The organism is Stieleria sedimenti (assembly GCF_025060895.1).
GTDB classification, from domain to species: Bacteria; Planctomycetota; Planctomycetia; order Pirellulales; family Pirellulaceae; genus Stieleria; species Stieleria sedimenti.
Window position 1 is genome coordinate 90,086 of record NZ_JANZKV010000034.1, and the last position, 21,332, is coordinate 111,417.

Genomic DNA, 21,332 nt, shown 5'->3' on the forward strand with positions numbered 1-21,332 from the left:
GTAGGGGAGTCGGGCAATTGTCGGTGCCGTTGCGCGACGGGGTCGGCAGGAACTGCGAATTTTCTCAAACGTGGGGGAACACGGACATCGCCCCCCACCTTTCCCCCGACCTCCCTTTAAATCGTGCCACCCACCTAACTGTTCTTTATCCACCTAACTGTTCTCACTCTAAATGGTGCCACCCACCTAGTTGTTGACTCAAGTTTTCCATCGAGGTACAATCAGGCAACAATTCATTGTAAGGGGGGAGTTTGCGATGGGACGTCCGCTGCGTTCGGAACAAGTTGCTGATGACGAAGTGTCGATTGTTCATGCCGTCCAGCGGTGTGTTCGGCGTGCTTTTTTGGCTGGAATCGACCAAGCGACCGGAACGGATTATGGATACAGACGTGAGTGGATCCGGCGGCGGATGGAAGCTCTGGCGTCTGTCTTCGGCGTCGATGTTCTCACCTATGCCGTGATGTCCAATCACATGCATCTGATCCTCCGCAATCGACCCGATGTCGTCCTGGCATGGACCGATCAAGAGGTCGCCCTTCGCTGGCTGAAAGTCTTTCCAGGTCGCCGAATTGAAGAACATTTGGGTGAACCAACTGAGAGTGATGTGCAGATGTTGGTGGCCGATCGAGAACGACTCGCTGAAGTGCGGCGCCGGCTGTCGGACATTTCCTGGTTCATGCGTTCTTTGAGCGAACCGATCGCACGCATGGCCAACCGGCAAGACGAGTGTACCGGTCGATTTTGGGAAGGCCGATTCAAGCTGCAGCGGATCACAGACGAAGCGGGATTGCTGGCCTGCGCGATGTATGTGGACCTCAATCCGGTCCGTGCCGCGATGGCGGAATCGCCGGACGAGTCGGTGCACACCTCAGGCTACGATCGAATCAAAGGAGACCAAGGTCAGGAAATCGATTCAGCCGCGTTTGATCTGGTTCCGATTACTACGGAACAGGCGGGCGCAGAACGCCGCAACACGCCAGTAGATGAACTGCGTGAAACGAAGCGGGCAAAACGAAAGAACCCGAGGGGCAGACGCATCCGTCGCGACGGATGGCTGTCGCCGTTGACTCTGGATGGTTCGACGCTCGCCAGCGACGCTGCGCTGAATCACGATGGCGTGCGGGCGAGCGACAAGGGGTTTCTGGGGATCAGTTTGAAAGACTACGTCAAACTGCTTCGTTGGACGGCCAAGCAGAGCGAAGAAGGGGCGGGACGCAACGTACCACCGAGTCTGCAGGGTCTAGTTTCACGTCTCGGAATCGACTTATCGATGTGGCGGGACTTGGTCTGGAACTTCCAGCGCTACTTCGGTAATAGCTGCTGCGCGGGTTCACCGAGCGGGATGTCGCAGTTCGCCGAGTCGAGCGGCCGCAAATGGGCCAGGGGGTACCGGCGAGTCGCCGAGTGTTTTGCTGCATAGCAAAAGCCGGGTCCGCGTCACTACGGCGGGTGATCGGTCACGCTATGTGACACGGTCGTCTCTTAGTTTTATGGCGAGACTCCCGTCGTCATCCAGAGCGACTGGAGTGCTCGCTTGCTGCGACCCGCTGACCGGTACTCCTGAAGGACCGCTTCGATCTCTGGTGTGTTCGGTGCTGTGAATGCATAGTGGGTGGCACCATCTGAATTCGGTGTGCGAGCGGAAGTTCCCTGTGAATGCATAGTGGGTGGCACCATCTGAATTCGGTGTGCGCCGGAGGGTTGCGGTCGGTATCGATCTGCCGCGGCGTTTGTTTTGGGTCAGAGCGATTCCAGAAACGCGTCTTCTTTGGCGGCCGGCAAGCGATACTTGCCAGCGGAGGCGTCTCGGTTTGAAGCGGTGTCTTGCTCCGAGGCTTCGCGTCCGGACGCTTCACCAGATTGCCCGACCAGCAACATCAGGTCGGCGGCTAGCCGTTCGATGCTGGCGGCGGTCACCAGGGTTTCATCACTGCCGGAGGTCGTGCTTTGCGCCGTCTCGGCGACCATCGTGATGCTCTTGACGATTTCATAGCTGCCGGTTGCGACATCGGAAATGTTGCGCGAGATTTCCGAAGTCATCGCCGTTTGCTCTTCGACGGCGCCCGCGATCACATTCTGGCTTTCATCGATCTCGCGAATGATTTCGCTGACCAATCCGATCGCGTTGACTGCTTCTTGCGTGTCGGCTTGAATCGCTTCGATGCGTCCGATGATGTGTTTGGTCGCCCGACTGGTTTCTTTGGCAAGCTCCTTGACTTCGTTGGCCACGACGGCAAAGCCTTTTCCGGCCTCGCCGGCCCGGGCGGCTTCGATGGTCGCATTGAGGGCCAGCAGGTTGGTTTGTTGGGCGATCGAGTTAATGACCTTGATGACGTTGCCAATCTCCGCACTGCTTTCGCCCAGACGGGTGATGGTCTGGTTGGTTTGTTCTGTCGCGCAAACGGCATTGCGGGCGACCGAGGCGGCGTTGGCCGCGTTGGCCGCGATTTCCTTGATGCTTTCTTCGAACTGCTCGACGGCGGTCGCCAAGGCATGCGCATTGGCGCTGACCTCTTCGGCCGCCCCGCTGGCCATGGTGGCTTGATCGCTGGTGTTCTCGGCGTCCCGTCGCAGCCGCCGGCTGACATCGGTCAGATCGTGGGTGGAAAGGTAACGGAGATTGGTTGCCGAGCGACGCAGCGGCAGGATGGTTTCGCGGGCGACATAGATGCCGAAGCCGGCGATCCCCAACAGAATGCCTGCGGCGCCGGCCAGCGACCACAGCATCCGCGCATCGACCAGGGCTTGGACAGCCGCTTCGTCGGTCGCATTGCGACGGGTTGCCATCGAAGCGACCGCATTGACCGCGTCGCGATGTTGTTCGTACTGTTGCCGCATCGGCCCTCGAGAAAGCAACTTCGCCGTTTTGACATCACCCCGTAAACAGGCCGGCACGAACTCCTGATCCCGCACCCGAAAGAACTCCTTTGCCGTTTCGTAACACTCGACCGTTTTCAGCTTCTTCATCGGCCCTTCGGCGAGCTCGTGTTCCCAGAAGCGATGGCCGGTTTCGAATTTCTGCTTCAATTCGATGCCGCGTCGAACCAACTGCTGAATCTGTTCCGTACCGACGCCCTCTTCCACCTCGTGGGCCATTTCGAGCGACAGCAGATAGGATTCGATGAGGTTGTTGGAAGGCGGAACGGTGTCCGAGATCAAGTCCTTGCCCTGAATGATTCTGTTGTAATAGGGGCCATGGACCTTGGCGACCGACAGCGTATTCCAAGACCACAATCCGTAACCGACAAAGGACAGTGCGCAGGCACCGACAAGGATGAAGATTTTGGAGCGAACGGTGAGGCGATTGAAGGACACGAAACTATTCCTTTCCGGCGTGAAAATTGAACGATAGCTTGGGCAGGTGGCGATGACGTCCACGTCAATCGATGGCAGTGGCAGTGGCAGTGGCAGTGGCGACGCGATCGACATCGAGGATCAGCAACAATCGTTGTTCGAGTTTGTAGGCACATCGCAAGAACGGACGCTGTCGGCGATGCAGTGTGCCGGGGACCGATTCGTGGTCCGCCTGGTCGACCCGCATCACGTCGCCGATTTCATCAACCAGTAAGCCGACCGGACCATCGCTCGAACGAATAATGACACTCATCTCGTGCCGGTCGCTGGCGCGGGCCGGCAACCCCAACACGTTGCGAAGGCTCAACATGCTGACAATGTGGCCGCGCAAATTCATCAGGCCACGTACGACTTGCGGTGCCAACGGGACGCGTGTGGTCGGTTGAACTCGTACGACTTCCTGGACGTTTTGGACTTCGATGCCATACAACAACCCATCCACCAGAAAGGTGCAGTAGGACTCTGGCCGGGCAAGCGTGGTGGTGTTCATGATGAATTTCAAAGGGCGTGATCGGAGGTGTCCGTTGTGCTAAGCGGCGAACCAGGCGTCGGCCCAATGTCGCAGGGCCGATCGCAGAAATGTATTCAAGTCAATGATGCGGGTGACGCGTTGTTGGATCACCAGATGCCTTGCGGCGCCCGCCTGACCGCCTTCGGGGTCGGCGTGGACCGGTTGGTTGTGCAGAATGTCCAAGATTTTTGTCACCACGACCCCCGCGACACGGTCTCCGTCATGGAACACAACCGTGTGCAGCGGAGACTCTGACGCCAGTTGTCGAGATGAGACATCAACCAGTTGACACTCCAGCGACCCGTCGATGGAGAACAGCGGGATGGTCTGACCTCGGTATTGAACGACATGGAAGTCGCCCAATCGTTCAATGTCCGATGACTCGAATTTCTCGAGGCGCGCGACCGACGACAGCGGGATCGCGACGCGTGATTCGTCTCCCAAATCGACGATCAACAGCGATTCGCTAGGCGATTCGTTTGAGTGCCATGGAGGCTGTGTGATCGGCACTTTGCGTTCGGCCTGCCCCCCGGTGATGCCACCGCTCTGGGCCAAGCCGATCAGATCCAAGATCAAACAGATTGTTCCATCTCCCATGATGGTCGCCCCGGCATAGACGGGAATCTCTCTGAAATGCGAGCCGAGAGGCTTGATGACAATCTCCTGCGTGTCGATGATCTCATCGACGACCAGGCCAAATTGGTGGCCATCGGCGTCGAGCACGACAATATTCAGGTCGGACGTTGGATCGCCACGCCGCCGCGGCGGGTGAAGCCCCAGTTGTTCATCCAGATAGATCAGCGGCAACAGTTGTTCGCGAAGCCGGAACAAGGGGGCATCGTGAATGAATTCGATCTCCTGCCGCGCCCGCAGGCTGTCGATGTGAACCAATTCGAGCAAACTGGCCTGCGGAATCGCGTAGCGATCCCCCTCGGTCGCGACCAACAGCACGGGCATGATGGCCAACGTCAGCGGGATCTTGATTCGCAACGTTGTTCCCAGCCCGAGCGTGCTTTGAATCTCCAAGCTTCCGCCGATGCATTCAATATTTGTCTTGACGACATCCATCCCGACTCCGCGGCCGGAAACGTTCGTGACCGAAGCGGCGGTGGAGAACCCCGGCAACAGGATCAAAGGGGTGATGTCACTTTCGCTGAGCGTGGACGCCCGCTGGTTTGAGATGATTCCCCGTTCGATGGCTTTGGCGCGAACGAGGTTGGTGTCGATGCCGCCCCCATCGTCGCTGATCTCGATAATCATCTGGCCGCCCTCGTGAAAGGCATTCAGATGCAAGACGCCACGTGGTGGTTTTCCGCAGGCGATGCGACGCTCGGGCAATTCGATGCCGTGATCGACGACGTTGCGAACGATATGGGTCAACGGATCCTTGATCGCTTCCAAGACCGTCTTGTCGACCTCCGTCTCTTCGCCTTCCATCCGGATATCGACTTGTTTGCCGTGGGAAGCGGCGAGGTCACGGACCAAGCGAGGCAGTTTTCCCCATGCGTTACGGATCGGCTGCATCCGCGTCTTCAGGACGCCTTCTTGCAGTTCGCTCGTGATCTGGTTGAGCCGCTGTGCCGCAGCGTGCAAGGGAGCGTCATCGTTGGAGCGACTGAATTGGACGATCTGATTTCGAGCGAGGACCAGTTCGCCAACCAGATTGACCAATTTGTCCAACAGTTCGACATCCAAACGCACCGAGGCATCGACCAGTGACGCTTCGTTTTTGGTCAAGCCGGGAGCTTCTTTCCAGTCGCAACGGGCGCGCTCGGAGGTCGCTTGTTCGGACGCCGCGTCTCGGGGTGTTGCCTGTTCGGGTGCTGCCGGTTCGGGTGCTGCCTGTTGATGGAGGGGTGATTCGGCGGCGTTGTCGCGGTCCATCCCAGAGGCACCGTCCGCCCCAACCTGGCCGCTGGCCTCTGAGGTCGTCGCCGTGTTCTCGGATTGGGGTTGATCCGCGATCGACACGCTCGGTTCGCTGACCATCGGTGCGGCCGACGGGTCCACCTGCGTCGCTGTCGGTTGCGTCCGTGCGGCTTCCAGTCGGGCGACGAGCGTCTCGTAGTCGTCATCGCCTTCGCCTTGGCCGGATTCGACTTGTCGCAGCATCGCGCGAATCGCGTCGACCATTTCCAGCAGGGTATCGGCGATCGGGCGGGTGAGCGTCAGTTCTCCGTCGCGAAGCGGGACCAGCAGATTTTCACCGACATGGGTGATGCGTTCCAATTTGGGCAGTGCGAGAAATCCGCAGGTGCCCTTGATGGTATGAACGGTGCGGAAAATACTGGCCAGCCGTTGCTGATCGTCAGGCGTGTCTTCCAGGGCGAGCAGATCATCGTCAAGCTTGTCGAGATTCTCGTAACTCTCGACGAGGAATTCCTTGATGATGTCTTCGAAACCGTCCACAAAAAAATCTCCGGGTTTGACCCATCAATGGGCAATATCGGAGAACTTTGTGTCCCGCGTTTTTTGACGTCATCGCCCCCGATTCAATGGTTGTCATCGAGGGACGGACGAAACACTTGCCAACTGACTGGCAAATCGTTCCGAGCGATTGCGAAACGCTGTCGACGGTATCGCCTTTCGCATTTGGGGACGTGGCGACGATCACGACGCCGGGTCCGATTGCAGCGGTTTGACCAATGCGAGCACCGCGTCTCCCGCCTCGGGCTCGGCGGCTTCATCGGCGGTGACAAGCGTCAGCGTCATTCTCTCGTTGTTCGGAGGCGTCTTGTCGCTGATGATTGCCAGGACATGTTGCTCCGCATACAGGTTCTTAAAATCCTGGAAGGTGAATTCGTCGCTAATCGCCGTGGTCTTGAATTCGAATCCTTGTGCGACCAGTTGGCTGATTTTGGAGTGGGTCAGGGTGGAGTCAAAGAGTTCGCGTCCCATCAGGTGCCGCGTCATGCCGCGAGGGTTTTCTGATTTGAAAGTCAGCTGGTACGTCTTGGCCCGCCCGAAAACTGATCGGCACTCGCGGACGGCCAGACTGTTGACTTCGTCGTTGGGGGTCATGGCCAACATGTGTCCGATCCCCGGGAGCGAAAGTTCGTCACGGGCGTGTTCGTTCATGATGTTGGCGCAAATCGCCTCCAGCCCCTCCAGCTTGGCTTTGGTGACTTTGCGATAGTTGGTATCGATCATGATGACGGGGCAACCCGCCTTCTTCAGTTCCAACGCAAACCGAATCACCCAGTCATCGGCGCCCGCGATCAGCACGCCGTTCCGGTTGGGATCGGACAGGCCGAGCGCCTGGGCGATCGGCGACGCCAACAAGCCGTAGAAGGCTACGGTACTGATGATGACCAGGAAGGTGATGATGGCCAATTGATCGGCGCCGGCTAAATCAATTTCGGCCGTTTGCTCGATCCGCAGTGCAAAAATGCTGCTGACCGCGGCGGCCACGATGCCGCGTGGGGCGAGCGTTGCGATGAACGTCTGTTCGCGAAAACTGAGGCCGCTGCCGAGCAGGGACACAAACACGCTCAGCGGGCGAATCACGACGATCAACAGGGCGACAAACAGCAAGCCCGCCCAGCCGACTTGTCCGACGGTGGTGATGTCGACGCGGGAACCGAGCACGATAAACAAACAACCGATCAGCAACGTCCTCAGGTGTTCTTTGAATTCGATGATGTGTTCGATATCAAATTCATGCTGATTGGTCAGCCAGATTCCCAGCACGGTGACGGTGATCAGTCCGGACTCGTGAGCGAAATGGTCGCTGACGGCGAACAGCAACAGGGCGGTCGTCAGCGACACGACGCCGTGCAGGTGATCGGGAATCAAGTAGCGGCGAATCCCCTGCGTGAGGGCCCAGCCGCCAGCCGCGCCCAAGACGGCGCCGACGAGGACGGTCCATCCCAACAGCATCACGCCGTGCCCCAAGTCGGCTTTGCCCGGATGAAGCAACAAAATTTCGAACACCAGGACGGCCAACACGGCGCCGATCGGGTCGATCACGATGCCTTCCCATTTCAGCGTGTTGGCGACACGTCGACTCGGTTTGACTTGTTGCAGCAAGGGCCCGATCACTGTCGGACCGGTGACGACCAGGATCGCGCCGAGCAGGGCGCTCAGCCGCCAAGTGAAGTCGAAACAGAAGTGGGCCGCGATGGTGGCGGCCGTCGCGGTCACCGCGGCGCCGAGCGTGCAAAGGCGAAAGGCGGGCGAACCCGCCTCGCGGAGCTCGCTTAGTTTCAGTGACAAACCGCCTTCGAGCATGATCACGGCGACGGCCAGCGAGACCAGTGGGAAGAGGATTCGTGGTCCGGTGATGGTCGGGTCACCGCTGACCAGTTCGGCCAACAAATCATCCGGACGGGACAACCCGCCGACGGCGACCCCGATCAACAGCAGTAGCAGGATGCCGGGCAGGTTGGTCCGCCAGGCGATCCATTGGGCGGCGACTGCCAGGGCGGGAATCAATGCGAGGTAGAACAGAAAATCCATCAGCCATCAGTCCATCAGCAGTCAGTGGGGGCGTGTGTGGGGGGCCGGATCAATGGCTCGGTTGGATCATTCAAATCGCTTCCCGCATCGTTTCGACTACGGCATCTTCGTGGTGGTCGTGAACCTGGTTGGCCACCGGCAATTCGGGCAATTCTTTCACCGTCGGGCGTCGGCGTCGGCGGGTCTTCTTGGGCACCAGATGACGCAGGGTTTCAAGTTTACCGAAACAGAGCAGACGATCGCCGGCTTGCAGTTCACGGTCGCCGCGGGGGTTGGGAATCACCGCGGCATCGCGATACAGCGTCAGCACGTTGACGTGATTGTCCATCAACCCGCTGCCGGCGATTGTCGAACCGATCATGTCGGCGCCCTCGGGGATACTGATTTCGGTCACGCCGTATCCGCGACTGACCGTCAACCGTTGCCGCAGATCGATTTCGGGGAAATCGACGTGCGAAGCGATGTGGTCGACGATCGCACCGGCGATGTCCAATTGGGTGCAGCGTTCGATGCCCTCGAGTCCCGGTGAGGAATTGATTTCCATGATCTGGGGACCGTCGCGGCCTTCCAACATGTCGACTCCGGCCACTCGCAGCCCCATGATTTGGGTGGCCCGCAATGCCGTGTTGCGATACTCCTCGTCCAATTCGATCGCTTCGGTCATGCCGCCGCGATGAACGTTGCTGCGAAATTCGTGTCCCTGTGCGACCCTCCGCATCGCCGCGATCACTTGATCACCGACGACAAACGCCCGAATGTCGCGGCCTTTGCTTTCGGCGACAAACTTTTGAATCAGCACGTTTTGGTTTTGGCTTTGCAACAGCTCGACGATGGTTTCGGCTGATTGAATCGTCTCGGCCAACAACACGCCGATCCCTTGCGTTCCCTCAAGCAACTTGATGATCACCGGAGCGCCCCCGACACGCTCGATGGCAGGGAACACGTCGCGTTTATCGCGCACAAAGGTGGTGCGGGGAATTCCGATTTGGTGCCGGCTGAGGATTTGCAGACTGCGGAGTTTGTCGCGTGAATTGGCGATGCCGGAAGAACTGTTCGCCGAAAACACATTCATCTGTTCGAACTGTCGAACGACCGCGGTCCCGTAGTAGGTGATCGACGCGCCGATTCGGGGAAGGATTGCATCGTAATCGCTGAGGTGTTTGCGGCGAAAATACAGATCCGGTGCGCCGCGTTCCAAATCGATCGCGAATTTCAACGTATCGAGCACTTTGACCTGGTGGCCACGTTGATCCGCCGCCTCGCGTAACCGACGCGTGCTGTAGGCTCGCGGACTGCAAGAAAGGATTCCGAGTTTCATGAAACCAGTGCTGGTGGTGTGAGTGTTTGAAGAGGCCGACGACAGGTCTAGCCGGTCGGCATGAAAACCGGCATGAAAATCGGAGAGCTTTCCGAGTGATGGGACGCTGCGTTGAAAGAGGCGGTGTGAAACAAAGATGCGGTCAGTCAGGGTTGGCGTTTACGCTTTTTCGGGATGCCTCCGCGGTAAGACTTTCCCGGGTCGATCAAAAAGCGTCGACGAAACGCTTCGCGGCCGAGCAGCATACGAAACCCCATCTGGTTGCGATCGGCCAAGGTCAGCTCGATGTCAAATTGTTGGCCCATCAAACGCACCGTGGTTTTCACCACCGGGCGGACTTCGGATTGGCCACTTGAACTGCGGATCGCACGCATGTCGATCACCGGAGCGGTCGATTCGATCTCCCAGGTTTCGTTTCGCTGCACCGGGTTCACTTTGAATCGTGCCCATTGCTCGTCGTCTTTTTCAAACACTTCGATGTCGAACGCATGCAGCGACGAGGAACGTGCCCCGGTATCGATTTTGGCTTTGATAAACTTGATGCCCAAATCGGGCAGGGCAATCCATTCACGCCAACCAATGATCGGCAGGCTGGTTTTGTCGGTCATCAACGTTGCATCGAGAGGAATGGGTGTGGGCATCGGCGCTGTGCAGGGGTTGGCGCAGCGTTTGACACTGTGCGGGTAGTCGCAGAGGAACGGAACATTGACACATTCGCACATTTCATCGGGATCGTCCCTTCAACGCAAGAGAAGCTGGGGGGATTCCCGCTGTGTTGGTGCCCGCATTGATTCACCCTGCCGGCCGCGCCGGAGCCTGTTTTGGGGATTTCCGCAGTTGATCTCAAGAATGGAATGAATGTTGCGTACCGATTGCCGATAAGCCATTATCGGATTCTACTCTCCATCGGAAGCGAGATCACAAATGAGCACGATCATCCCACAAGCGGCGTCTAACGGCCAGCCATCTCCCCAGATCGTCATCTCGACGGTTCACGGTTTGCTTTTTACGGTCCCCGTTGAGCTGTTGAATAGTCTAAATAACGGGCGAGTTTCGAACGAATTGCCGAGTTCCGCGGCAGCCTCGAGCGGCCGCAGCGTGCGGGAAACTCGATAGCCGTTTGCCGGCACCGAGAATCGGCAAGCTCGTCAGAATCGGAACCGTCGCGGGAGCCATCACCGTTGGGGATGGCTGAGCGTTGGCGCAGCGCTGTGACGCAGGTTTATTGGTAGGGCGTGCGGGCCCTGCCGCCGCGATTGAAACATGGCGCGGCCCGGTCGTCAACGCAGTTGCATTCCAAAATCGAGTTCGCCATCGAGCCGGCCTGGTGTTGGGGTCGGACCGTCGGCAGGGTCTTGCGGGGGCTGTCCAGAGTCTTGCGGCGTCAGCGCCGGTGCGTTGGAGCCGGGGGCATCCGAACCCGGTGCGTCGACGTCAGGCGGATCCACAGGCACGATCGTTTCGAACATCGACGCGACGAAATTGGGCAGGTTGGTCGGGGCGATGCGGGGGTCGCAGCAGGCAACTTGCCGCTTGCAACAACGGTCGCATGTCTTGCTGCCCAAGAGTGGACCGGTGAGTTCCTCGCACAGCGATTGCCGGGACACGAAGATTCGATCACCGGGCTTCAAGTGGTAATTCGTCGTCGTATCACCCAACTGTGTGATCGAACGATAACAGACCGGAAGCGTGACCCGACAGGAAGAGGGTTCGGTCGGACGCGCCAGCAACAGATCGCAGGCAGACGCCCGCGCGGTCAATCCACCGGCTTCCATGATGGCATCCAAAACGGTTTCGTGGCCGGTCAATGCGTACGCCCCTGGCGAATTGACCTCCCCGATCACATAGTAGCGGTGGATGGGGGCGATCAATCGAACGTTGACTGGTGTGGATTCCCTGGTGAGTTCAAAAACGGCACGTTGCATCAATGCTTCGGCTTGCTCGAGCGTCTTGCCTGCCACCACGACGCGGCCGTATGCCCCCAAGTCGACGCTGCCGTCGGCCAGGATCCGTTGGTCGGCGGGCAGCCGGACGGTCGAATCCCCGTCCGTTGTCTCGATCAATAGTTCGTCGCCGGGCTGCAAATAGTGGGCGACCTGGACTTCTTTTGACAGCTCACGTGGGACATCAAGATTGCCGGGGGTCTGGGCCAAAACGGCCTTGGTATCGTCGGTCATGACGTGCGCGACCGGATAGGGCGCGAACCCCAAGACGCTGCAGCCGGCCAGCAGCGGGAGCAGAATCAGATGAATCCCGACGAACGTTTTGTGGTGTGGCGTAGTCATACCGTCATGATCGGCATGATTGGCGCTACTTTGATTGAAGATGCGTGTCGACCGGTTCGCTTTACCTAATCGTTACGGTTACCACCGCTTTTTTGCCACCGCTAGTCCGTCAACAGTGCGTCGGCGGCGATGATGTTGAAGGCTTGCTGGCGGGCCACCCTCTGGACGTTTGCTCGGAGTGTTTCTCCCGACATCAGCCGGATGATCGGATCTCGAGTCGGGCCGGAGATCTCAAGGACAAACGTTCGATCGCTCAACAGTCGGTTCACCGATCGGAGTGGGAGGAAGTCGGTAAAGGTCGGCGTGTTGATTCGCGTCAACAGCAGGTTTTGTGCTTGAAAATTGCCGGTCGAAATGATGGCATTGACCTGTAACCGACGATCGAGCAAGCCGGCACTCCCTTGAGCGGCCACATGGACGCGATCGGACGTCATCAGAACGGATTCCAGCACAATGATCCCTTTTCGGATGCGGCCCACGGCCTCGCCTTGTTCGAACCGGGTCCCGATCAGCGACGTGGCTCCCAGCAGGCTGCCCGCCGACGCCAATCCGGGCACGGCGGTGGCATCGGTCCCGCCGAGTTGCAAACGAAATTGGCCGTTCAAATCCCGTGCGTCTCGAATGTACTTACCGTCCAAATGCAAGGTGCCGGTGACGTCACCCCGGCCGATCGTTCGTGTGCCGACGTAGGTACGGAGCAACGATTCAAAGTCGACGTGGTTGATCCGCCATTCGCTGTCCAGGTGGGTGCCCTTCTGCCCCGCTCCGGCCGATCGGAGCGATAAACCTCCGGTGAGCCGTCCCCTGGCCAAGGTGGATTGAACAAGCGGAAATTTGGCCTGCCAATTTCCCAGGGCCGTGTCAACGGTCACCACCATCGGGCTGTGCGCGTCACCGACCGGAATACCGAATGTCAATCCTTTTTCGACCTGCACCGAACCGGACAGTCGCACCGAGTCAATGAAGTGGTCGCCGCTGCCCGTCACTGTCGCGCGTCCGGACACGATTCCACCGACCCATTGGTCGCCTTGCTGGTGAATGGGCAACAGAATTCTGCTGCCTTTTGCCCGAGTCAGTCTTGCAGTGATCAACTTATCGCCCGGTCCGATCGCCCATTGGCCTTTCGCATCCAACTGGCCGCCTCCGTAGCTGCCACGGGCCGACCGAATGGTGATGGAATCATTGGTTACGGTGAGATCAAATCTCAACGAGCGGGCGATCAGGACGCCGTCCGCGGTCACACCATCCAATTGGATCAGGAGATCCGCCGCGGGGTCACCGACGAGCGACGTCGGGGTCACCGAAGCATCGATACGTCCATCAAATCGAGGACGCTGCAATGTGGTCAGTAACAGAAGATTCCGCAGCGAGAGTTTTTCGACTTTGAAATCGGTGAACCGCAATTTCGACGGGATCTGGTTCCAGCGGGTCGAAGCGTCCAAGGGAGCATCGCTACGAACATTGATCGTTCCGCCCAACAGAGTCCCTGCGACGTTTAGATCGAGCCTATCGGGTTGGACCGAAAGACGTACGTCCGCGGTGCCGAGTGTTTCTTCGCCGAGCTTCCACGCGGCGATGTTGATCGACAATGTTCCCTTGTGTTCACTCGGTTGCAGAATCCTTGCGGCCGGGACACTCCACTGCACTTGTCCGGAGGTCTCCAGCGAGAGCTTGGGACGCCGTGCCAGTGCCTTGATCGGAATCGCGATTTCGGGATTGATGTTTTCCCAGCGCAGGTCCAACGCATGATCGAGTTGATCGTTTCGGGCGATTTGTCCTTTCCCCGAGATCGTGCCTCCGAACAGACTGCCGCTGAGCCGACTGAAGCGGGCAAACTCGGTGGTGGTTTCGAAGTCCGCATCAAGTGACCGGATGATCATCTCGGGGCGAAGATCTGTGTCATCGGTTGCAGAGTCGGGAAGGGACCGGGGAGAGAGGTTGATGTGATTGCGGGTGAGACGAACATCATGTTCCAACATGCCGAGTTGCACGCCGCCGAGTGACACCGACGGCGACGCGAGGGCCAATTCGACGTCCAGTTCATCGATCGTTGCGGCCGGGCCGATCGTGCCGATCAGACGGCCTCGTGCATCGAGTTTGCCCTGTACGATCGATTCCGCATTCGAGACAAACAGGCCGAACAAGTCCTCCATCGGAAGGTCGTTGGCCGTCAGATTTGATTCGAATTGCGTGGAGCGATCCAATCGCAGCTTGGCATCGGCAACGAGGAACAGTTCGGGACGATCGCTCGATTCGATCCGCAGGCTGGGCAGATCCAGCTGTCCGTTCTGCCAACTGAATTTCTTGGCTGCCAGGCTAAATCGGATGGAGGAATCACGTCGCAGGTTTTGGGCAGACAAGTCGCCACTGACACTCAACTTTTCCGGTTGATTGAGCTGGTCGACTTGTCCACGCACCGAAACGTTTGCGGTGACCGAGCCTTGGGGGGCACCGTCGGTCCCGGCAAACCCCAACCGCGAGATCAAGGTGGCGATGGGGCCGATGCGGAGGTTGGTGGTGTTGACATCGGCGCTAAAATCGCCCCGCGGCAACAGTTCGGCCGAAGCGGAGCCGACAATCGAACCGGCGGTGGGCACCGCATTTCCGCTGGCATCGAGTTGCTCGACCGCCCGCAGCGTGTCCAGATCCAATCGGCCGTCGGCATACGTCACCTCGGCGCGAAACACGTCGAAACGGATCTGGTCGGCAACCAGATCGCGGATCGAGAGCGATCCCTCCAGCCGATAGGCCTTGCCGGTGCGGAGCGCATTAAGCGGAACGCCGACTTCGAATTCCACCGTCGCCAGACCATCGACCTTGATCGGCAGCCCCAGGCCGATCGTGCGCAGTTTGTTGGCCAAGTCGCCGACGGCGATGTCCTTGAGCGACCAATGGGTGGTCCAATAACGATAGGGGCTTTCCACCGGTTTGGCGGGAGCGGGTTTGGCGGGTTGTTGCAGTTCTGGTGCACGGTCCACCGGCCCCGGGCCGGTCTGCTGGGCCTGAAGGGGCGATGCCGTGGTCGCACCGATCAGCAACGCACCGATCAGAAGCGCAGCGATCACAAGTGGGGGCATAAGGGTTGCGTTGCGGATCATCATTTCGGGATACTCAATCGCCATCCTGTTGGCTAGGCCAATCCAATCGGGATATCTGTGCGTGAGTGCACGCCTGAGACGCATTGTCGCAGTGCCACCGCGGCGATCCCATGGCGACCACCGTTGGACATCGCAACCTCGGGGCGTTTCGAAATTGCGAAAGCCCAACAGGAAAGCCCGGCGATTCGATGGGGCGAGCCCCATCGAATCGACTCGGCCTGACGCTGACGGCACGGAGATTGCTCGGGTGACCTCATGGAAAACGGTTCGTCGGCGCTGGCATTCGAACTCTGTGTAAAACTTGAGCCAAAGGGATTTGACGATGACAAGATTGACCATTGTACTCCTGTTCGCATTGTTACCGTCGGTCAGCTGGGGGATCGGGCCTCAGGATCCAGCGGAGACGCAGGGTGCCGGGCGGGCGGATCAGCAGAGTGATGCGGAGGCAGAGACCGAGTCGACGACGATGAGCGTCTGGATGGAGAAGAAGCTGAAGCATTCCCAGGCGATCCTGAGAGGGTTGGCGATGGGAGATTTCGAGGATGTAAAATACAACGCCGGCCGGTTGAAATTGCTCAATCGTGTCGAGGGATTTGTCCGTCGTCGGCATCCCAGTTACCGCGTGCATGTCAATACGTTCAGCCGGGTCAGTGCGGAAATTGAGCGTCAGGCTGAAAGAAAGAACATCGAAGGGGCGACGCTGGCGTTCAACCAATTGACCGTCAGCTGTGTCGAATGCCACCAGTCGCTGCGAAACGACGAGACGGAGGGCACTGCAACGCCCAACATCGGTGATTTAGACGAGTAGCATTTGAAAAACGGCGGTTTGGACGCGGATCGATCGAATGGGGTGCCGCGGAGTGTGTCGCATTCGCACACTCGGTCTCGCGAAGTGAATTCAGCTCCACGTGGACGCCGCGTCGCGGAGTTCGGCACCGATTTTGCAGCCTTTCCCACGCGGCTTCTCGGGTTTCATTCCGAGCGTGGGAGCACGCAACAACGTGGGAGATTCCAATGGGCACCAAGAGGACGTCAGAACTCTGCCAGCTCTTCGAGGACTGGAAGGCGGAAGACCGCAAATTGGCCGAGTGTGTGGATGAAATCCGCGATTGGATGTCGGAAGTCAATCAATTGGGGGTTCCCCATTTCGGCGAGACCGCCTCGCGATTGCAACCGTTGCGTGAGTGCCTGTTGCAGCATTTTGACCGCGAAGACGAAATGTTGGCGAAGCTGGAGGAGCTGTATCCGGCCGCGTCGCCCGAAGTCAGTGCATTCAAACGCCAGACGGCTGCGGATCACCGTCAGCTACTGGACCGGTTGGACGGATTGCACGTCCGGCTGAAGCAGTTGGATCCTCCATTTAGGACATGGACCGACGCGATGGATGAAGTCGATGTCTTTTTCGAAACGATGGACCAGCACGAACGCAGCGAAGCCGATCGTGTCAGCATGTTGATGCCGGGGGAGTGTGACGCAGAGGATGGATTGATCGGCTGACCGCAACCGTCTCGTTTTCCAGGACTGATTCGAGTCATGGCAAGATGAGGGCGGATGGGGCCTCCGTCCGATGCCCGCCACGCGTCATTTTCAAAAGTTAAATCGAGTGTTGGGAGAGCCAGACGATGATTTCAGGATCCACACAGGAGTTGCGCGTGGCCGACGTGATGTCGGGCAGCGTCAAGACGGTGACATCAGAGACGCCGACCGGAAAGGTGCTGGAGATCATGGAGGACAATCATGTGCACGCTTTGCCGGTCGTTGATCAGGACCAGTGTGTGGGAATCGTCACGGCAACCGATCTGGTGCGGCTGATTCGCGAGACCAACGCGGCGCTGCGGAGCGGTTATCCGCACTATGAAGATTGTTTGTGGGCGGTGGACTTGGCGCATCGGAAGTTGGATCAACAGCCGATTCGCGAGATCATGAGCGTCTCGGTCGAGAAGGTTTCGCCGGACACGCCGCTGTGCGAGGCGGCCAAGCGATTATCGAGCTGTTCGCGTCATCATCTGGTCGTTGAAGAAGACGGGAAACTGGTCGGATTTCTTTCGTCCTGGGACGTCGCCGCGGCGTTCTGTTAGCCAAGGTGGGGTAAGCATTCTGCTTGCAGATCATTTCGGGAAATTTTCGCACGGTGTAATTGAGCTGCCACCGGACGGCTCGCGGCCTGTCGATTTAGTCGATGTTCCGAATTCAACGTGATCATGCCAGGCGCGACGCGTGAGCGAGGGGCGCCGCGTGGCCCCTTTTGCTCACGCGTGCGGGCTTAAACCCAATACCGCTAAGTTNNTTAGCGGTATTGGGCTTAAACCGACAGCCCGCTCGCGCCGTTCCGCTAACACGTTCGGTGACATCGCGCTTCCGCCAAGTGGCGCAAGCTGGAAGCTTACGCCACTTGGCACTTGCGTGGTGTGATCAGTGATTTCGCAGATCGAATCCGGCGAGCTTGATTTTGTTTTCGCGCATGTAGCTATGGCAATCGACGCAACGGACCGTCAGGGAGACATAGGCCAGTGCGGCGCGATGAATGTCTTTGGCATCGGCTGCTTTTTCGATCGCCGTGCAGGCTCGGCGAAAGTCGTCACTCTGCTTGCGGTATTCTTCGGTTTGGACCACGTTCCAACCGGCCTCCATGCTCAATAGACGCAGGGAGCGAGCGTTGCTGGCGATTTTGTCGAATTGTTCGAGCGTGAGCCCTTCCAGGATGTTTTTGGCCCGATCGAGTTTGCGCCGCATCAGCGGTGCAACGTTGTCCGGGGCCAGACGCTCGCCGTCGGCGGGATCTTGCGCGACGACGGCAGGGGGATGAAACGATGGCATCGCGACGGCGGCGATGAGAGCGAACATGAGGAGGGTGGCACGGCGCATCGGTGTTTCCATCAGTCGTGAGTGAATCGAGGTCGGTCAATTTCAGTCTTCAGCGCGAACGGGCAGGGTCGATTCGATTTCGTCCAACACCCGCTGTTCGGCGGGGCAGATCTTCTCGACGCCCAGCACGCCACCGGAAGCCATGGCGACTTCCCTGGCTTGCTCGAGCAACCGGACGCGAAGTTTGTTGGCGGTCTCAGCGGGTAAGTCCTGGTGCACCGCCGCGGCGTATTCCTTCCACAGATGCCACATTTCGCGCGGGGGCCGTCGTTGCAGCCACTGTTCGAGCAGTCGGAAGGCGAGCGGATTGGAGCTGACACCGCGTCGCAAGGCGGCGCTCATCACCCCTTTGCGTTCTTCCGGCGTGACCGAACCGCTGGCCCAGGCGACGAAGACGATCGGTGTCAGGGTCATCGCGGCGATGTTGGAGGCGTCGAAGCCGGCTTCGATCAGGTGATTGGCCACTTGCTCGTCACGTACCCCGGTCGCCTTGGTCAGTTCCGCCAAACGTTCGGCGCGCTCGCTCTTTTCACGAAGTTTCTTCAGAAGTTCTTGGTCGACGCGCTGAAAGTATTGGTCTTCCAGAGCCTGGCCACGTCGGTGAAGATTGTCCGGTTCGATCATTTTCCTTTTCCTTCGGTTGCGGGGCTTACAAGTTCGGCCTCGGTTTCGAAAGGGCTGCAATGCAAACGCGGTGCCGATCGCCGTGTGAACGGGCGTCGTTTTGGGTAGGACGTGGTGGGAAAGAGACGAATTGCTTGGTCGGCGAGGCGACCGGGGCAATTGACCGTCGGGGGCCGCGGGTGACGGCGGGGTTCGTCTGTGCGGTTGGGCGCGCCGGATCATGCAGCTGTGCGTCTGGGCACAAAAACCGGGTTTTTGGATGCGGCAAACCGTCACGCCTGGTGTGCGTTTCGCGGCGTTTCGCCGCTGTCGGGTTCAGTTTTGGATTTAACACTCCGCCTTCGGCACCAAATTTGTTAAACAGCGGGCTTGTCGCGGTCAGAGCCGTTTTGATCGCCCGGAACTTCCAGACCAAGAATGAACGCCGCTGATGGACACGCATGTCGCGAATCAATCGGAGCAACCCGATGCAACAGATGGGACCACGACACAACGCACGACTGTACTGGAGTCATTTAGCTATGACGACGGAATCGTGCGGCTGTTTGCAACGGCCACCATCGTTTGGGCGCTGGTCGCCACGTTGGTCGGTTTGGTCGTCGCCTTATTGTTGGTGATGCCGACGTTGACCGGCGGGCTTCCCTGGTTTTCCTTCGGGCGATTACGGCCGTTACACACCAACGCGGCGATCTTTGCCTTTGCCGGAAACGCGATTTTCGCGGCGGTCTACTACAGCACGCAGCGTTTGTGTAAGGCTCGGATGTGGAGCGACACGCTGAGTCGACTGCACTTTTGGGGTTGGCAATTGATCATCGTGGCGGCGGCGGTGACGCTGCCGTTGGGGATCACGCAATCCAAGGAATACGCCGAGTTGGAATGGCCGATCGACATTCTGATCGCCGTGGTTTGGCTGTTGATTTTTGGCGGCAACTTCATGATGACGCTGATCCACCGCCGCGAGCGTCACATGTACGTCGCGTTGTGGTTTTACATCGCAACGATCGTCACCGTGGCGGTCTTGCACGTGTTCAACAACTTGGTGGTGCCGGCCGGGCTGTTCAAGGGTTACAGCGTTTACGCCGGCGTTCAGGACGCATTCATGCAGTGGTGGTATGGCCACAATGCGGTGGCGTTTTTTCTGACGACGCCATTTTTGGGACTGATGTACTACTTCCTGCCCAAGGCGGCCGATCGACCGGTTTTCAGTTACCGCTTGAGCATCATTCACTTCTGGTCGCTGGTGTTCATCTACATCTGGGCCGGCCCCCACCACCTGCACTACACGGCGTTGCCGGAGTGGGCCAGCACGTTGGGGATGCTGTTCAGTTTGATGCTGTGGATGCCCAGTTGGGGCGGGATGATCAACGGTTTGTTGACGCTGCGCGGGGCCTGGCACAAGGTCGCCGCCGATCCGGTGTTGAAATTCTTTGTCGTCGGCGTGACGTTTTACGGCATGTCGACCTTCGAAGGCCCGATGTTGTCGATCAAGTCGGTCAACTCGCTCAGCCACTACACCGATTGGACGATCGCACACGTTCACTCCGGAGCACTCGGATGGAACGGCTTCATGGCCTTCGGCATGCTGTACTGGCTGTTACCGCGGATTTTTCAGACCAAGATCTGGAGTGACAAGCTGGTCAGTCTGCACTTCTGGACCGGCACGCTGGGGATTCTGCTGTACATCGTTCCGATTTATGCCGCCGGGCTGATGCAAGGGCTGATGTGGCGTGCAATGGATGAAACCGGAAACCTGCAATACCCCGACTTCATCGAGACGGTTCAGTCGATCGTTCCACTGTGGTGGGTGCGGGTGCTCGGCGGAGCGTTGTATGTTGGTGGCGTGGTGATGCTGTGCATCAACGCATTGTTCACCTGGTTTGGTCGACCGGACAGCTATGACGTGCCGGTCTACTCGGCACCTCGGCTGACGGACGAGTATCAAGATGACCCGAAGCCGACGAGCGAGATGGGTGACGTGCCGATGTTGGATTCGGCAAAGGCGTTGAGTGTTTGGGCCAAGATGGGATGGCACCGCCGTTGGGAACGGTTGCCGGTCAAGTTCACGATTCTGACGACGTTGGCCGTGGTGATCGCGACCTTGTTCGAGTTGGTCCCGACGTTCTTGATTCGATCGAACGTTCCGACGATCGCGACGGTCAAGCCGTACACGCCGCTGGAACTGGCCGGGCGTCACATTTTTGTCTCCGAAGGCTGTTACAACTGTCACTCGCAGATGATTCGCCCGATCGTTGCCGAAACCAAACGTTATGGCGAATACAGCAAACCCGGCGAATTCATCTATGACCGTCCGTTCCAGTGGGGCAGCCGTCGAATCGGTCCCGATTTGGCGCGTGAGGGCGGTCGGCAGAGCAGTTTCTGGCACTGGCGGCACTTCGAGAATCCGGAATACGTCTCGCCCGGGTCAGTGATGCCCAGCTACGAGCATCTGTTGACCGACGAAATGAACTACGACGCCATCGCACCGCACGTCAAAGCGGCGTGGCAATTGGGCGCCCCGTATTCGGACGAAGAATTGAACAACACGGCCGAGATCGCTTACAAGCAGGCCGAAAAGGTCGCCGCAGACATTGTCGCGCAGGGCGGACCGGCCAGCACGATGGACAAACAGGCGGTTGCGTTGATCGCTTATCTGCAGCGGATCGGGATCGATTTGTTCGCGACCCCTGAACCCGCTGCGGAGGAAAACGCCGGTGATGCGGCTGCCGCGGCAGCGGTTGATCCAACGGAGGCCGCCGAAGCGGCGTCGGCGGAAGCCGAGTCCGAGCCTGCCCCCGAAACCGAGTGAACGACCTTTCGCG

Annotated in this window: 15 protein-coding genes; 5 read left to right on the forward strand and 10 right to left on the reverse strand. The window is 58.8% G+C overall.

The genetic code is table 11. The features are described 5' to 3' along the window. Positions 1 to 256 precede the first annotated feature (256 nt). Positions 257 to 1,420, forward strand: coding sequence for a transposase (locus NZK35_RS04950; protein WP_259631488.1), 1,164 nt, complete (start codon positions 257 to 259; stop codon positions 1,418 to 1,420). 320 nt (positions 1,421 to 1,740) lie between these two features. Here the strand turns inward: NZK35_RS04950 and NZK35_RS34595 are convergent, their stop codons facing one another. From NZK35_RS34595 to NZK35_RS34600, 8 genes are all read right to left on the reverse strand, one after another. After that, positions 1,741 to 3,315, reverse strand: coding sequence for a methyl-accepting chemotaxis protein (locus NZK35_RS34595; protein WP_259631489.1), 1,575 nt, complete (start codon positions 3,313 to 3,315; stop codon positions 1,741 to 1,743). Between the two features lie 64 nt (positions 3,316 to 3,379). Continuing rightward, positions 3,380 to 3,844 (reverse strand): chemotaxis protein CheW, encoded by a 465-nt coding sequence (locus tag NZK35_RS04960; protein ID WP_259631490.1) that lies wholly within the window; start codon positions 3,842 to 3,844, stop codon positions 3,380 to 3,382. 39 nt (positions 3,845 to 3,883) lie between these two features. Continuing rightward, positions 3,884 to 6,274, reverse strand: a complete 2,391-nt coding sequence (locus NZK35_RS04965; RefSeq protein WP_259631491.1) for a chemotaxis protein CheA — start codon at positions 6,272 to 6,274, stop codon at positions 3,884 to 3,886. A gap of 201 nt (positions 6,275 to 6,475) precedes the next feature. Further along, positions 6,476 to 8,323, reverse strand: coding sequence for a cation:proton antiporter (locus NZK35_RS04970; RefSeq protein WP_259631492.1), 1,848 nt, complete (start codon positions 8,321 to 8,323; stop codon positions 6,476 to 6,478). Positions 8,324 to 8,393: 70 nt separating this feature from the next. Continuing rightward, positions 8,394 to 9,641, reverse strand: a complete 1,248-nt coding sequence (locus NZK35_RS04975) for a RimK family alpha-L-glutamate ligase (RefSeq protein WP_259631493.1) — start codon at positions 9,639 to 9,641, stop codon at positions 8,394 to 8,396. Positions 9,642 to 9,787: 146 nt separating this feature from the next. After that, positions 9,788 to 10,282: an ATP-dependent zinc protease family protein gene (locus NZK35_RS04980; RefSeq protein WP_236649452.1), complete on the reverse strand. Its 495-nt coding sequence runs from the start codon at positions 10,280 to 10,282 to the stop codon at positions 9,788 to 9,790. 639 nt (positions 10,283 to 10,921) lie between these two features. Then, positions 10,922 to 11,926: a polysaccharide biosynthesis/export family protein gene (locus NZK35_RS04985; RefSeq protein ID WP_259631494.1), complete on the reverse strand. Its 1,005-nt coding sequence runs from the start codon at positions 11,924 to 11,926 to the stop codon at positions 10,922 to 10,924. Positions 11,927 to 12,027: 101 nt separating this feature from the next. Continuing rightward, positions 12,028 to 14,991 carry an AsmA-like C-terminal region-containing protein gene (locus tag NZK35_RS34600; protein WP_259631495.1) on the reverse strand — a complete coding sequence of 988 codons (2,964 nt, stop codon included), beginning with the start codon at positions 14,989 to 14,991 and terminating at the stop codon, positions 12,028 to 12,030. 355 nt (positions 14,992 to 15,346) lie between these two features. Here NZK35_RS34600 and NZK35_RS04995 point away from each other — a divergent pair, with 355 nt between their 5' ends. The 3 genes from NZK35_RS04995 to NZK35_RS05005 all read left to right on the forward strand — a co-directional run bounded on the left by NZK35_RS04995 (position 15,347) and on the right by NZK35_RS05005 (position 17,102). Then, positions 15,347 to 15,832 carry a hypothetical protein gene (locus NZK35_RS04995; protein ID WP_259631496.1) on the forward strand — a complete coding sequence of 162 codons (486 nt, stop codon included), beginning with the start codon at positions 15,347 to 15,349 and terminating at the stop codon, positions 15,830 to 15,832. Positions 15,833 to 16,038: 206 nt separating this feature from the next. Then, positions 16,039 to 16,521 carry a hemerythrin domain-containing protein gene (locus NZK35_RS05000; protein WP_259631497.1) on the forward strand — a complete coding sequence of 161 codons (483 nt, stop codon included), beginning with the start codon at positions 16,039 to 16,041 and terminating at the stop codon, positions 16,519 to 16,521. A 125-nt stretch (positions 16,522 to 16,646) separates the two neighbouring features. Further along, positions 16,647 to 17,102, forward strand: coding sequence for a CBS domain-containing protein (locus NZK35_RS05005; protein WP_259631498.1), 456 nt, complete (start codon positions 16,647 to 16,649; stop codon positions 17,100 to 17,102). A gap of 334 nt (positions 17,103 to 17,436) precedes the next feature. On the opposite strand, the gene NZK35_RS05010 is transcribed toward NZK35_RS05005, so the two are convergent. Beyond that, positions 17,437 to 17,868, reverse strand: coding sequence for a hypothetical protein (locus tag NZK35_RS05010; RefSeq protein WP_259631499.1), 432 nt, complete (start codon positions 17,866 to 17,868; stop codon positions 17,437 to 17,439). 63 nt (positions 17,869 to 17,931) lie between these two features. Next, positions 17,932 to 18,513 carry a hypothetical protein gene (locus tag NZK35_RS05015; protein WP_259631500.1) on the reverse strand — a complete coding sequence of 194 codons (582 nt, stop codon included), beginning with the start codon at positions 18,511 to 18,513 and terminating at the stop codon, positions 17,932 to 17,934. Positions 18,514 to 18,943: 430 nt separating this feature from the next. Between NZK35_RS05015 and ccoN the strand changes: the two genes are divergently transcribed. Beyond that, a complete protein-coding gene (gene ccoN / locus NZK35_RS05020) occupies positions 18,944 to 21,319 on the forward strand; it encodes a cytochrome-c oxidase, cbb3-type subunit I (RefSeq protein WP_259631501.1) in 2,376 nt (791 codons plus the stop codon). Positions 21,320 to 21,332 lie beyond the last annotated feature (13 nt).